This is a genomic window from Methylovorus glucosotrophus (assembly GCF_009858335.1).
GTDB classification, from domain to species: Bacteria; Pseudomonadota; Gammaproteobacteria; order Burkholderiales; family Methylophilaceae; genus Methylovorus; species Methylovorus glucosotrophus.
This window is the reverse complement of the sequence record NZ_VMSE01000001.1, coordinates 128199-141160: the sequence shown is the minus strand read 5'-3', so window position 1 is coordinate 141160 and position 12962 is coordinate 128199. Positions and strand designations below refer to the sequence as shown.

The window sequence follows — 12962 nt, the reverse complement described above, 5'->3', positions numbered from 1 at the left end:
TAAAAAGAACTTGATGATGTCAGGCAGCGCAAAAGGGGTACTTTTTGGTGCAGTGACGGTGGTGATGTTAGCCATCATCGGTTCTTTTTTTGTACCCCAGCCATGGCTGCCCTGGCTTGATAATCTGCACTGGACCGTCAGCAGTGGCGCCTCCTTCATCCTGACCTGGATAGGTTACCGCCAGGCATACCCAGAACAACGTGAGCCGCGCCGCTGGTTCCTGCTGGGCATAGGCTCTTACTTTGTGGGACAGCTGTGCTGGGACGTACAGTACGCTATCGGCTGGAATCCATTTCCCGCACCTGCTGACTTCTTCTATCTGATGCTGGGGCCCTGCTGCATCCTGGGCCTGCTAAGCGCACTCAAGCTGCATCTTTCCCATGCAAAACTCACCGCCGCCAAACTGGACATGGCGGTGATGACCATTGCCGTCATTGGCCTCATTCTGCTTATTTATCTGGGGCGCCAGTCAGATAGCAATGCGCTGCAACTGCTGGTGCTGGTGTTTTATCCAGCAGGCTTGCTCAGTGCTGCCTGCTTTGCGCTCTTGCTGGTGCCGTTTTTGCGGTTGCGCTTGCAGTGGGGCTGGCTATTGTTACTCGGCGGGCTGGCATTGGAGGGCGGCATCTGGATGCAATGGAATCTGAATGTCATCGACCAGGTGAACATAGACGGCTCCCTGCTTAACCATGTTTTTTCCGCTTCTGATTTGCTGCTCGGCCTGGGCGCCATGCACTGGATGGCAACGTCATCGTCCAATCACACCTACATTCGTATCTGCCAGGGCATACAACGCGCGATTCCGTTGATGGCCATGCTGATCGCGATCAGCACCATTTATTTCATGATGATGGATACGACAACGCCTATCGCCAAATCCATTGCCCTGGGTTCCTGCCTTAGCATCATCGCGCTGGCCATGGTCAGGCAGAGTATTCTTCTCGCAGAAAGTGAGCGCCTGCTGACAGCCGAGCAGTTGATAGAAGAGGGGCAAATGCGCTACCAGCACCTGGCCCATCATGACATTCTCACTGGCCTGCCCAATCGCCTGCTTTTTCAGGACAGGCTGACCCATGCTCTGGCCTTGAGTGCGCGCAACAATAATCGGGTAGGCATGCTGTTTATTGATATCGACCACTTCAAGAATATCAATGACAGTCTGGGCCATGTGATAGGGGACGAGCTACTGGTCGCGATCGTGGAACGCCTGAAACTCCGCATACGCGAACAGGATACGTTTGCGCGCCTGGGCGGCGATGAGTTCGTACTGCTGATCGAGCAATTACAAAATGCCAGCGAAGCCGCCACCATTGCCAGCAATCTGCTGGAAGCGCTCAAAACCCCGTTTCACCTAAGCGGCAATTGTGAGGTTGTCATCAGTGCCAGCATCGGCATCAGCGTGTGTCCGGAAGACACCCAGGATGCCACCCAGTTGATCCGCAATGCCGACTCCGCCATGTACCGCGCAAAGGATACGGGCCGTAACCGCTATCAGTTTTACACCGAGGAACTGACACAACGCGCGCAGGAAAGGCTGATGACAGAAAGCCGCCTGCGACAGGCAATACGCGACAAAGCCTTTGTCTTGCATTACCAGCCCATCTACTCCAAAGGGGAAGATGGCGGGGCTCCCTCCATTTTCAGCTGCGAATGCCTGATCCGCTGGCAACAGGACGATGGCAGCCTGATTTACCCTGATCTGTTCATTCCCTGCGCAGAAGAAACCGGATTGATTATCCCCATAGGAGAATGGGTACTGGACCATGCCTGCGCTCAGCTTGCCGAGTGGGATACCCGGCTGCCGGACAATACGCTCAGCATGGCGGTGAATATCTCGGCCCGGCATTTCTGCGATGCGAATTTCGTGATGACCGTGCATGAGGTATTGAAACGTCATGCCATTGCCCCGGGGCGACTGATCATCGAGATTACGGAAAACGCGGTGATGGACAGAATGGATATCGCCATTCCCACGCTGGAAACGCTCGTTAGAACCGGCGTACGCATCGCGTTGGATGACTTTGGCACGGGTCACTCATCGCTAGCCAAGCTGAAAACCCTGCCCATCCATGCGCTTAAAATTGATCGCGAGTTTGTGAAGGATATCCCCGACAGTACTGATGATATGCAGCTTGCCGCCAGTATTATCCGCATGGCACAAGGGCTGCATCTGCAAACCGTGGCCGAGGGAGTGGAGACGCAGGAGCAGTATGATTTTCTGGCACAGGCAGGTTGTGACAAATTTCAGGGTTACCTGCTGTCACGCCCGGTGACGGCAGAAAAGATTTACACCCTGCTTGCCGCTTCAGCAGAGCTGGCGACAGCCTGAGTAGTAGCGCCAGCACTCACATCTGGCCGATCAACCTGATTCAGGGAAGGCCGACATCCTGGGCAGACAAGGGCCCGTACACCAGCTCATCCATTCCCCAGAAGCCGCCGGTGGCATCGAGGTAATAAGCTCCGCCGTCTTCATCCTGATACAGGGTAAATACGTACACCTTGCTGTTGTAATACTTGCCGGGCTCCTGATACACCTGACGCAAGGCTTTTTTCTCGCGCATGCGCTTCCAGTCCTGCTTGTCGATGGCAGGCAGTGGCAGCAGAGAGTTGCTGTCTGCCCCGAAAAACGTCTGGTACCGCTGATTGAATGCCGCCTGAACTGCGGCTGCGTCCACCGCCGCGGCACTCATGGCATGCATTGCCAGAGACGCTGACAGCACCCAGGCTGAGATGGATTTAAGCCGCATTGTTACCGTTAGCCTCTGCCGCACTGGCATCGGTAATTTCACGTATCTCGGGCTCTTCCAGCAAGGCTTCTGCACCAATCACCTGATTGCGACCGCTGTGCTTGGCCTTGTAGAGCGCGGCATCAGCACGCGGCACGATGGTTTCCGGCCCCTCGCCCGGTAGCCGTTCGGCCACGCCGGCACTAAAGGTGATCAGCACACGCTCGTTGCGATGCATGAAGAAGTTTTTGGTGAGATCCCGCTGTACGCGTTTCATGATGTCCATGGCCTCATCCTGCTTGGTACTGGGCAGTATGATGATGAACTCCTCGCCACCGTAGCGCGCCAGCACATCGGTATTGCGCAGCGAGTATTTAACGATGCGCACCAGATGGATCAAGGCCTGGTCGCCAGTCGCATGTCCCAGGTTATCGTTGAGCTGCTTGAAGTGGTCGATATCCATCATGGCAATGCTGAGCGGCGTACCATGCCGGTCGGCCCGTGCAAATTCGCGCTCCATGGCTTCATCCATGCCGCGGCGGTTGAGTGTGCCGGTGAGGTAGTCTTCATGCGCCACTTCGCTGATATGGTCCAGACGGCGCGTCAGCTCATCAATCAGCTTCTCAGCCTCGTCAGCGCGTTGCTGCGCATCCACCAGCGCATCCTTGGAACGCTGTATGCTCAGGCCTATGCTGCGGGTATCGTTGAGCAGGCTGTCGATCACCGAGTTGAGTTCCACCAGATCTTCGGTCGAAGTGATGCGGTCGCGATAACCATTCAGTTTGTTCTGGTATTCACCAGTATCGGTGTCCATCTCGGCCAGTCTGTCCACAAAGATTTCGGCCATGCGCTTCAGCGAGTCCTTGGCTTCAATCAGACGTGGCTTGATCTGCCCCTGCTTATACAGCAACTCTTTCAAGCTGCTTTCGGCGTCATAGAGCCGGGTAAGATCCAGCGGTTTTTCGAGGATATCCTGCACGATTTTGGTCTGCCCATGCAGCCATTTATCCTCCAGCACCAGCTCACCCATGCTGTTGTTCAGCAGTCGCAATAACTGCAACAAGGCTTCATGCAGGCGGTTCTGCTGATCGCCATGCATCTCCAGGGTAAACAGTACGCTCTTCAATTCTTCAGCAATACGCTTGATCTGGGTTTCATTGGTGGCGGCATTGATATCCTTGACCAGCTGTTTGGCCTTGGCTTCCGGCTCGGGCAGGGAATGCAGTTGCGGAATCAGCACCAGCTCCATGGTACGCACCAGCATCTCGCGCCAATATTCGGCGGGCTTTTTGCCATACAGCGACTTGCTGGGTGCAGGGGTGGGCGTTTCGCCTATGGTTTCCGCTTCGCCTTCCAGCACCTGCGGCCCGTCGCCAGGCACATGATCGGCCACCGAACCTTGGCCCCATGAATTGACCAGGGATTGAATCTTTTGCGGCAAGACATCGGGGTCACTGCCGAAGTTGGTCAGCACCCGGTTAAGGCCTTCTTTCTTGCGCGTCAGGGTGACGCCCTTGTGGCTCACTTCCAGCTGCTTCAGCAGGTTGCGGATGACCACGGGCCAGCTGGTTTCATCGCCACCTGCTGCGCCCAGGGGCAATAGCTTGATGAGCTGGTCTTCCAGCCTGGACCAGTCTTTTTTCTCGATGAGCGTGGCGATGGATTGGGCGGCGGCAATGTACTTGGGGCGTTGCTTGCCCGCATCGTGCAAAACCTTGTCCAGCACATGGGCCAGTTCCAGGGTTTCATTGGTAGATACGACGCCGGCAATCTCGTCATAAACCGTGCGGAAATTATCCGGCGTAGGCGGGACTTTGCGCGAGGCAAGCTGCATCAATGCCTGCCTGGCAATCTCGATGGGGGTCGGTTTTTCTTGCATACTGGCTCGCGCTTAGCTCCATGGCCGATGCCGCAGCACCGGAGTTTCAAACAGCATTCTGGCTTTTGTCAGCATACGCTACCACAACTGTGTTAAATGACGTAAACAGAGCCGCCATTTAACGCCTGTTCATGCACGGGCAGCTTATTTGGCGCGAAAGGTAACCACCAGCACGTCACGATAGGCAGGATGCGCCGGATCGATCTGCTCGACCGGCGTCACGCCATGCATGCAGCGCCTGTCGTTAACGATGGCGCAATCCAGCGGCTTGGTCAGGGTAAAGCTGTCCAGGGTTTTGTGTTCGAGGTCGTGCATGGTGGTGGTGCCGCTGGAAATATTCACGCGCTTCACCATCATGACCAGCACAAAATCGACACCATCCCGATGTATGCCTTCGGGGGTTGGTTTGCCATGTAGCTCAGCACTGGCTTCAATGCGGAATTGATGGCATTCGATATGCCACGCCTTGTCAGGCAGCATGCGGCTGAACATCTTGCGACAGAAGCGCAGGATGTTACGCATGCTGTTACCCTGCATGATGTGCGCTGGTATGGGCTCAAACTCGCGCGCAACACCGCCATTCAGCGGGTTGTAGTCCAGGCTCTGGTAATGCGGCTGATGCGGCTCGAGCACAATGTCACCACCTTGCGCTGGCGCACTGAGGGTGGCATAGCGACGGCGGCGATATCGTCCACCATCGGCCATGTACTGATCCAGCGGCATGGCTTCCCAGCTGGCAGCAAACGCAGACCAATCACTCAGGGCATCTTCGGCCTGCGCCAGCAACCACGCTTGCATGGCCTCGCCTGCCACAAAACTGAAGCCCGCCCGGGCTATATTGTCCAACAGTTCGGATTGTCGCAGTAAGGGTGCCACGCAGTATCGCTATCTATGAAATCATGAAAGATAAGCATCTTAGCCGCTTGCAGAGGCAATCTCAACGTTGGCAGAGGCGGATTGGGGTGGTTTGAATAATATACTTGACGAACATAACTAAATAACTAATTATTTAGTTATGAAAACCATCTTGCAGATTCCATCTGAATGGGCAGATACCTCGAAACTGTTCATCGCCCTGGGCGATGAACAGCGCCAGCGCATACTGCTGGCCTTTGAGCCCGATGAGCGCCTCAACATCGGCCAGATCGTGGCCGCGTCGACCTTGAGCCGCACCGCAGTGAGCCATCATCTGCGCGTATTGCGCGAAGCAGGCGCGCTGCAAAGCGAGAAAATCGGCAAGGAAGTGTTTTTCCATATTAATAAAAAGATGATGACAGAAGCGCTTGAGGGCGTGCTGGCTTACATCAAGACTACGATCTGAAGGGAGATTTCATGGTGGCCAAGATATTAAAACTGCTGTGCGGAATAGTGTTTCGGGTTGAAGTGCGGGGCAGGCAACATCTGCCGTCGCAAGACCAGGAACAGCAAAAGCTGCTGATTGTGGCCAATCACGAATCGTTTCTTGATGGCCTGCTGCTCGGACTGTTTTTGCCATTGCGAGCGACCTTTGTGGTGCACACCACCGTATTGCAGAGCCCGCTGTTCCGCCTGATTCTGCGCATGGTGCCGCACCTGGCGGTCGACCCCAGCAATCCACTCGCCATGAAGAAAATCATCCGCCTGCTGGAGGCAGGGGAGAACGTGGTGATTTTCCCCGAAGGCCGCATCACCCTGACCGGTAGCCTGATGAAAGTGTATGACGGCCCGGGCTTCGTCGCCGCCAAAACCGGCGCCACCATCCTGCCAGTACGCGTGGATGGCGCCGCCCGCAGTTACTTCAGCCGCCTCTCCGGTGGCAATTATCCACGCCAGCTTTTCCCCAAGGTATCGCTCACCATTTTGCCGACCACGCACCTCCCCATGCCAGAAGCCGCCAATGCCAGAGCCCGCCGCAAGCTGGCAGGCGAGGGCATGCGCGACATCATGCAGGATATGCTGTTCAAGTCGCGCCCGGTCAAAACCTTGTTTGGCTCGCTGCTGGACGCCATTTCCATTCATGGCCGCCGCACGCGGCTGGTGGAAGACATGCAGCAGATTGAAGAGTCGTATGGCGATCTTTTGAAAAAAAGCCTGGCGCTGGGGCGCCTGAGCGCCAAGATTACCAGTGCTGGCGAAACCGTTGGCGTGCTGATGCCGAATGTCACCAATACCATCTGCCTTATCTTTGGTATGAGCGCCTTCAGGCGCGTGCCCGCCATGCTGAATTACACGGCGGGCAGCTCGGGACTGCAGAATGCCATCATCGCCGGTAATATCCGCACCGTCATCTCATCACGCAAATTCATCTCCGCCGCCAAGCTGGAGGAGACGGTAGCAGGTTTGGAAAATGTGCATCTGGTCTATCTGGAGGATTTGCTGCCCAGCCTGAGCGGTTGGGACAAGCTGTGGCTGATAGGCTTTGCACTATGGTTGCCGCGACTGGCCGTGCCGCATGCCAACCCGCATGACCCGGCCGTGGTGCTGTTCACTTCAGGTTCCGAAGGCAAGCCCAAGGGCGTGGTGCATTCGCATCACAGCATCTTGTCCAATATTGCCCAGATTGCCGCCATCATCGATTTCTCGCCTGCCGATAAATTCATGATGGCACTGCCGCTGTTCCATGCCTTTGGCTTTACCTGCGGTGCCATCATGCCGCTGGTCACCGGCAGCAAGCTGTTTGTCTACCCATCCCCGCTGCATTACCGCGTGATTCCGGAAGTGATTTACGACCGTGGCTGCACGGTGCTGTTCGGCACCAGCACCTTTCTGGGCAACTATGCCAAATTCGCGCACCCCTATGACTTCTACCGCTTGCGCTACGTAGTCGCTGGCGCAGAAAAACTGAATGAAGAAGTCCGCAAAGTCTGGGCCGATAAATTCGGCATTCGCATTCTGGAAGGGTATGGCGCTACCGAGTGCGCGCCCGTGCTGGCGGTCAATACACCCATGGCAAACCAGACCGGTAGCGTGGGCCGCATGCTGCCAGGCATGGAAACCCGGCTGGAAAGCATCCCCGGCATAGAGCAAGGCGAGCGCCTACTGGTGCGTGGCCCCAACGTCATGCTGGGCTATTACCTGTATGACCAGCCAGGCGTGCTGCAAACACCCGCGGATGGCTGGTATGACACCGGGGATGTGGTGGATATTGATGCCCAGGGCTTTATCCGCATTCTGGGCCGGGTAAAGCGCTTTGCCAAAATTGCCGGCGAGATGGTGTCGCTGGAAACCGTGGAGGCCCTGGCACATGCAGCCTCGCCCGAGCATCAGCATGCCGCCAGCACCCAGCCGGATCCACAGCGTGGTGAAAACATCGTGCTGTTCAGCACCGATAGCAGCTTGACCCGCGATAGCCTGCAGGCCGCAGCCCGCAAGCTGGGGAGTCCGGATCTGGCGGTGCCGAAAAAAATCATTACCCTGGAAGCACTGCCTTTGCTGGGGACGGGCAAAACCGATTACGTGACATTGCGTACCATGGCGGCCGAAGCATGAGCCGGATAAGCCTGCGACCCGCAATAAAGCCCCATCCTTTGTCGATGCGGGCTTAAGTCACCCTTAACCATTTAAGCCATCCATTCAAGCCAACCATAAAAATCAGAGAGTTTGCATGCATTCCACCTCCACCCCATCGGCGATTCCCGCGCGCGGCATGACCGCCGTCCTCATCGCCCAGTTTATTTCGGCTCTGGCGGATAACGCCTTGCTGTTCGCCGCGATTGCGCTGCTTAAATCGCAATCTGCCCCAGGTTGGCAGCTGCCCTTGCTGCAGGAATTTTTTGTCGTGGCCTTTATCGTGCTCGCCCCTTTCGTCGGCCCACTGGCCGATGCGTTGCCCAAAGGCCGCGTGATGCTGATTGCCAATGGCATGAAGTTCATCGGTGCGGCTGCCATGCTGTGCGGCCTGCACCCCCTGCTGGCTTATGGCATGGTCGGGCTGGGTGCTGCCGCCTATTCCCCAGCCAAATACGGCATCCTCAGCGAGTTGGTCGGGCCCCAACATCTGGTCAAAGCCAATAGCATGATGGAAGGCTCCACCATCGTCGCCATTCTGCTGGGCGCCGTATTGGGCGGCTGGCTGGCCGATCACTCCGTCACCGGAGCGCTCGCCGCCATTGCTGCCTGTTATCTGGTCGCCGCCGTCGCCAACCTCTTCATTCCACGCCTGCCCGCCGCCCATGCCCTGAGCCGGGTATCGCTGCCAGCATTGGTCAGGGATTTTGTCATCGCCACCAGCACGCTGCTGAAAAATCCGGACGCGCGCTTTTCACTCATTGGTACTAGCATCTTCTGGGGAGCAGGCAGCACCCTGCGCTTTCTGCTGGTGGCCTGGGTGCCAGTGGCGCTGGGCATTGCCGACCTCAGCACTCCCGCCAACCTGAGTGGCGGTGTCGCCATCGGCATCGCGCTCGGCGCATTTGCCGCCGCCCGCTATGTACAGCTGCATTCGGTGAATCGTGCCTTGCCCGCTGGCGTGCTGATCGGTTTGCTGATTGTGGGCTTTGCCTATGTGTCCAATCTTTACCTGGCGATAGCCGCGCTGATACTTATCGGCGCTTGCGGTGGTTTTTATGTGGTGCCGCTGAATGCCTTGCTGCAGGAACGTGGCCACGCCACGGTAGGGGCAGGGCACGCCATTGCCGTGCAAAACCTGTTTGAAAATATCTGCATGCTGCTGATGGTAGGCCTGTATACCATCCTGGAAAAAGAAGGTATGCCTGCCATCCATTCCACCGTAGCCGTGGGTCTGGTGGTCTTTGCCGCGATTGGCTTGCTGGCAGCGCAACGACTGTGGGGGAAAAAGTAGGCGCTGTCTGACAGCGATTTCAGCCACGCGCTGAATGTTGAACGGCAGAGGTCCCGTTACATTGAGCGGGTGTAAATACCCCCTCAATTCGCGACTGGAGAATAAATCATGAATAAAATCGTCAGTATCCTCTGCCTCTGTTCCTTCATGTTGTTGACCGCCTGCAATACCATGAGCGGCGCCGGCAAAGACATTCAGAAGGGCGGCGAAGCCCTGGAAAACTCTGCAGACAAGAACAAAGGCTACTAACCCTCCACGTGCATCATGACGGAATTCTCATGAAAATCATGAGCTCCATTTCATGACTAACACAATGCAAGCCGTTCTACAGGAGCGTACAGTTTGTCTCACGTTAGAAGCATGTGAGTGCATCGGACGAAAACTAAACGAAAGGAGAAACGACTATGTGGACCAAGCCAGAAGCTACCGAAATGCGTTTCGGTTTTGAAGTAACTATGTACGTTTGCAATCGTTAATATTAACGTTGCGATCACATGAACGGGAGCCAAGTGCTCCCGTTTTTATTTGCATGTCGTACATCGGCCTGCCTTAACAGCCTGCCGACCAATACCCTTTGCAGCGATGGGAAAACCTCCCTGTTGCCCTCTGAATCTCCCCCCATCTTCGCTTTGCCGCTAAAATGCCAGGGCAGCATCCCACAATCTCAGGAGATTAAGCATGAACCCTTGCAACCGTTGGCTCACCTTTGCTGGACGAGTATTGCTGTCACTGATTTTCATCATTAGCGGCCTGGGGAAAGTCGCCGCGCCCGATGCCACCATAGGCTATATCAGCAGCGTAGGGGCGCCGTTTCCCGAGGTGGCTTATGCGATCGCCCTGGTGGTGGAGCTGGGCCTGGGCCTGGCATTGCTGTTGGGCTTCAAGGCAAAGTTTGCCGCGGCAGGTATCGCCATTTTTACGCTGGCGGCAGCCTTGCTGTTTCATACGGATTTCAGCAATCAGATACAGCTGGTGATGTTCATGAAAAACTTCACCATCATTGGCGGTTTGCTGCTGATCGTGGCTTATGGCGCGGGTGGCTTCAGCCTGGATAATCGCAAGTAAGCCTCATTCATTTTTCATAAAGTAACGCCGCAGGACACGGTCATGACAACGCTATTTATTTCACATGGTGCGCCTACCCTGGCGATGGAACCGGGGAAGACCGGTGAGATGTTGCATCAGCTAGGCCTGTCATTGCCGCGTCCGCGGGCCATTCTGGTGGTATCGGCACATTGGGATACGCCAGAACCGCGCGTCAGCTTTGTCCAGCAACCGGAGACCCTGCATGACTTCAGTGGCTTCCCCAAAGCCATGTATGACATGCATTACCCGGCACCAGGCTGCCCGCCATTGGCAGAAAAAGTGGTGGAGTTGCTGACGGCGGCCCAATTCAACATCCAGCGCGACCCCAAACGCGGACTCGACCATGGCGCCTGGGTGCCCTTGATGCTGATGTACCCCGATGCCGATATCCCGGTGACCCAGCTTTCCATCCAGGGCCACCGCGATCCTGCCAGCCACTACCGCATGGGGCAAGCACTGGCATCGCTGCAGGATAGCGGCGTCATGCTGCTATGCTCAGGGGCCATCACCCACAACCTGCGCCATCTGTTTGAAGTGCAACGCACCACCAGCTCGCTGGCCTATGTCACGGAGTTTGCCAACTGGGTGGGGGATAAGATTATCGACAAGAACGACGAGGCTCTGCTGAATTACCGTGCGCAGTCGATCAATGGCGTACTGGCGCATCCGGAAGAAGATCACATCCTGCCGCTGTTTGTGGCACTGGGTGCGGCACGAGGCCCCGCGGTACGTTATCAACCCGAGCACACTTATGGGTTTCTGGCGATGGATGCTTACGCCTGGGCGGCGTAGCAAGAAAACACACCGCAAAAAACAAAGCCGCTTAAAAGCGGCTTTTTGATTAATCCAAACAATCAAGGTGCTGGAGCCGCCGTTGGCAATGGGAAGCCGTGCGGCAGCAATACCCAGATCTTGCCGCGCTGTTTCATGGCACCCGCTTGCCGCCCTGCATCATTGCCCGCCCCCCAGAAAAAGTCAGCACGCACGCCACCTTTGATGGCACCGCCAGTGTCTTGCGCCATCATCAGGCGGTTAAGCGGCTTGCTGCTGTTGGGGTAAGTGGTAGACAGGAATACCGGTGCGCCCAGTGGCACAAAGCGCGGGTCTATCGCCACCGCACGCTCGGCCAGGATAGGCACACCCAGCGCGCCCAGCGGACCGGGCAGGCCCGGTGGCAATTCACGGAAAAAGACATAACTGGGGTTGCTGTTGAGCAGCTCGCGCAACTTGTCAGGATTATTGCTTGCCCAGTTTTTGATGCCCTGCATGGACGCCTTGTCCGCGGTCAATTCTCCACGCTGTATCAAGAGCTTGCCTATGGATTGGTAGGGGAAGCCATTCTGGTCGGCATAACCCACATGCACCTGCTCGCCATTGTCCAGGCGTATCACGCCTGAGCCCTGAATCTGCAGGAAAAACAGCTCGACAATATCGTCCACCCAGAACAGCTCGCGCCCCCGCAAGGGGCCCTGCGGGGATTCAATCTCGCCCCGGTCATAATAGGGAATCAGCTTGGTACCCACTACGCGGCCACGTACGCGCTTGTTGGCAAGCTCGGGGAACAGGCTCGTCAACTCTACCGTAATCAGATCGTCCGGCCGACTGTAAAGCGGATAGCGATAGGCGGCTGTCGGCAGGCGGCTGCCACGCAACAAGGGCTGGTAGTAGCCGGTAATCAGGCCTTCCTCGGTGCCATCCACATTGGTGGTCTGGTAGACATCAAAGTAGGTTTGCAGGTAACTGCGGATGCTGGCCTGATCGGGATTCACCATGTTCTGGGCAGCGGCGCAGGCAGCTTGCCAGGGCTGGCGTGTTTTCAGGGTGGAGCAACTCTGCAGCCAGGCAGGCCAGGCTTGCACGAGGTTGTCCTGCTCAAGCGCACTTAATGCATCCCAGCTGGAAGGCTTCAGCAGGCCATAGTCTGGGATTTTGGGCGCTGTTGGTTTTTCCGGGGCGGGCTTGGGCTCTTCCGGCAAAGGAATCGGCAATGCGGGGCAATCGCATGCAGGTTTGGGGCTGGGCTGAGCAGGCTTTTGCGGCTGGCTGCCGCAGGCGGTCAGCAATAAAGCCAGTAAAACGATCAAACGAGCATGCATGCGTAAACCTTAATGCAGAACGCGGGGGGTAGAAAGGGTAAAGGCGGGAATCTCGGCTTCGAATTCGGTGCCGTCTTCCGCCACCAGCTGATAGCTGCCACGCATGAATCCGACCGAGGTACGCAGCACGGTGCCACTGGTGTACTGGAATTGCTGACCAGGTTTCAGGGTCGGCTGTTCGCCCACCACGCCCGGGCCACGCACTTCCTGCACCGACTCATCGGCATCGGTAATGACCCAGTGCCGGCTGATGAGCTGGGCGGTTTCGGTGCCGGTATTGATAATGGTCACCGTGTAGGCAAAGGCATAGCGTGGTTCGGCTTCATCGGATTGATCCGGCAAGTAGGCACTCACCACGCTGACGGTAAACTGGTAACGGCGGGATGACTCCACGC

Annotated in this window: 13 protein-coding genes; 8 read left to right on the top strand and 5 right to left on the bottom strand. The window is 56.6% G+C overall.

Annotated features, from left to right (window positions below):
* The first annotated feature begins 64 nt into the window (after positions 1-64).
* Positions 65-2329, top strand: a complete 2265-nt coding sequence (locus FNL37_RS00650) for a putative bifunctional diguanylate cyclase/phosphodiesterase (RefSeq protein ID WP_244948161.1) — start codon at positions 65-67, stop codon at positions 2327-2329.
* Positions 2330-2369: 40 nt separating this feature from the next.
* Here FNL37_RS00650 and FNL37_RS00645 read toward each other — a convergent pair whose 3' ends face one another.
* From FNL37_RS00645 to FNL37_RS00635, 3 genes are all read right to left on the bottom strand, one after another.
* A complete protein-coding gene (locus FNL37_RS00645) occupies positions 2370-2690 on the bottom strand; it encodes a hypothetical protein (RefSeq protein ID WP_244948160.1) in 321 nt (106 codons plus the stop codon).
* A 46-nt stretch (positions 2691-2736) separates the two neighbouring features.
* Positions 2737-4605: a GGDEF domain-containing protein gene (locus tag FNL37_RS00640; RefSeq protein WP_013443474.1), complete on the bottom strand. Its 1869-nt coding sequence runs from the start codon at positions 4603-4605 to the stop codon at positions 2737-2739.
* A gap of 144 nt (positions 4606-4749) precedes the next feature.
* Complete coding sequence (locus FNL37_RS00635) at positions 4750-5481, bottom strand: 2OG-Fe dioxygenase family protein (RefSeq protein WP_159354789.1); 732 nt, start codon at positions 5479-5481, stop codon at positions 4750-4752.
* A gap of 139 nt (positions 5482-5620) precedes the next feature.
* Between FNL37_RS00635 and FNL37_RS00630 the strand changes: the two genes are divergently transcribed.
* From FNL37_RS00630 to FNL37_RS00600, 7 genes are all read left to right on the top strand, one after another.
* Positions 5621-5926, top strand: coding sequence for an ArsR/SmtB family transcription factor (locus FNL37_RS00630; RefSeq protein WP_013443476.1), 306 nt, complete (start codon positions 5621-5623; stop codon positions 5924-5926).
* 11 nt (positions 5927-5937) lie between these two features.
* Positions 5938-8073 carry a bifunctional acyl-ACP--phospholipid O-acyltransferase/long-chain-fatty-acid--ACP ligase gene (gene aas / locus FNL37_RS00625; protein WP_159354788.1) on the top strand — a complete coding sequence of 712 codons (2136 nt, stop codon included), beginning with the start codon at positions 5938-5940 and terminating at the stop codon, positions 8071-8073.
* 115 nt (positions 8074-8188) lie between these two features.
* Positions 8189-9385 carry a lysophospholipid transporter LplT gene (gene lplT / locus FNL37_RS00620; RefSeq protein ID WP_015831211.1) on the top strand — a complete coding sequence of 399 codons (1197 nt, stop codon included), beginning with the start codon at positions 8189-8191 and terminating at the stop codon, positions 9383-9385.
* Between the two features lie 108 nt (positions 9386-9493).
* Positions 9494-9634, top strand: a complete 141-nt coding sequence (locus FNL37_RS00615; RefSeq protein ID WP_013443479.1) for an entericidin A/B family lipoprotein — start codon at positions 9494-9496, stop codon at positions 9632-9634.
* Positions 9635-9789: 155 nt separating this feature from the next.
* Positions 9790-9861, top strand: coding sequence for a pyrroloquinoline quinone precursor peptide PqqA (pqqA, locus tag FNL37_RS14035; protein WP_013440845.1), 72 nt, complete (start codon positions 9790-9792; stop codon positions 9859-9861).
* 202 nt (positions 9862-10063) lie between these two features.
* Positions 10064-10450 (top strand): DoxX family protein, encoded by a 387-nt coding sequence (locus FNL37_RS00605; RefSeq protein WP_013443480.1) that lies wholly within the window; start codon positions 10064-10066, stop codon positions 10448-10450.
* A gap of 42 nt (positions 10451-10492) precedes the next feature.
* Positions 10493-11263 (top strand): DODA-type extradiol aromatic ring-opening family dioxygenase, encoded by a 771-nt coding sequence (locus FNL37_RS00600; RefSeq protein ID WP_015831213.1) that lies wholly within the window; start codon positions 10493-10495, stop codon positions 11261-11263.
* A 62-nt stretch (positions 11264-11325) separates the two neighbouring features.
* Here FNL37_RS00600 and mltA read toward each other — a convergent pair whose 3' ends face one another.
* Both mltA and apaG read right to left on the bottom strand, forming a co-directional pair.
* On the bottom strand, positions 11326-12567 hold the full coding sequence (mltA, locus tag FNL37_RS00595) for a murein transglycosylase A (protein WP_015831214.1): 1242 nt from the start codon (positions 12565-12567) through the stop codon (positions 11326-11328).
* Between the two features lie 9 nt (positions 12568-12576).
* Positions 12577-12960 (bottom strand): Co2+/Mg2+ efflux protein ApaG, encoded by a 384-nt coding sequence (gene apaG, locus FNL37_RS00590; RefSeq protein WP_013443483.1) that lies wholly within the window; start codon positions 12958-12960, stop codon positions 12577-12579.
* Positions 12961-12962 lie beyond the last annotated feature (2 nt).

What these genes read in the sequence shown, in the direction of transcription:
- FNL37_RS00640 (WP_013443474.1), bottom strand. Translation starts at nt 4,605, where the DNA reads ATGCAAGAAAAACCGACCCCCATCGAGATTGCCAGGCAGGCATTGATG.
- lplT (WP_015831211.1), top strand. Translation starts at nt 8,189, where the DNA reads ATGCATTCCACCTCCACCCCATCGGCGATTCCCGCGCGCGGCATGACC.
- FNL37_RS00615 (WP_013443479.1), top strand. Translation starts at nt 9,494, where the DNA reads ATGAATAAAATCGTCAGTATCCTCTGCCTCTGTTCCTTCATGTTGTTG.
- aas (WP_159354788.1), top strand. Translation starts at nt 5,938, where the DNA reads ATGGTGGCCAAGATATTAAAACTGCTGTGCGGAATAGTGTTTCGGGTT.
- FNL37_RS00630 (WP_013443476.1), top strand. Translation starts at nt 5,621, where the DNA reads ATGAAAACCATCTTGCAGATTCCATCTGAATGGGCAGATACCTCGAAA.
- mltA (WP_015831214.1), bottom strand. Translation starts at nt 12,567, where the DNA reads ATGCATGCTCGTTTGATCGTTTTACTGGCTTTATTGCTGACCGCCTGC.
- FNL37_RS00650 (WP_244948161.1), top strand. Translation starts at nt 65, where the DNA reads ATGTTAGCCATCATCGGTTCTTTTTTTGTACCCCAGCCATGGCTGCCC.
- FNL37_RS00605 (WP_013443480.1), top strand. Translation starts at nt 10,064, where the DNA reads ATGAACCCTTGCAACCGTTGGCTCACCTTTGCTGGACGAGTATTGCTG.
- FNL37_RS00600 (WP_015831213.1), top strand. Translation starts at nt 10,493, where the DNA reads ATGACAACGCTATTTATTTCACATGGTGCGCCTACCCTGGCGATGGAA.
- FNL37_RS00645 (WP_244948160.1), bottom strand. Translation starts at nt 2,690, where the DNA reads ATGAGTGCCGCGGCGGTGGACGCAGCCGCAGTTCAGGCGGCATTCAAT.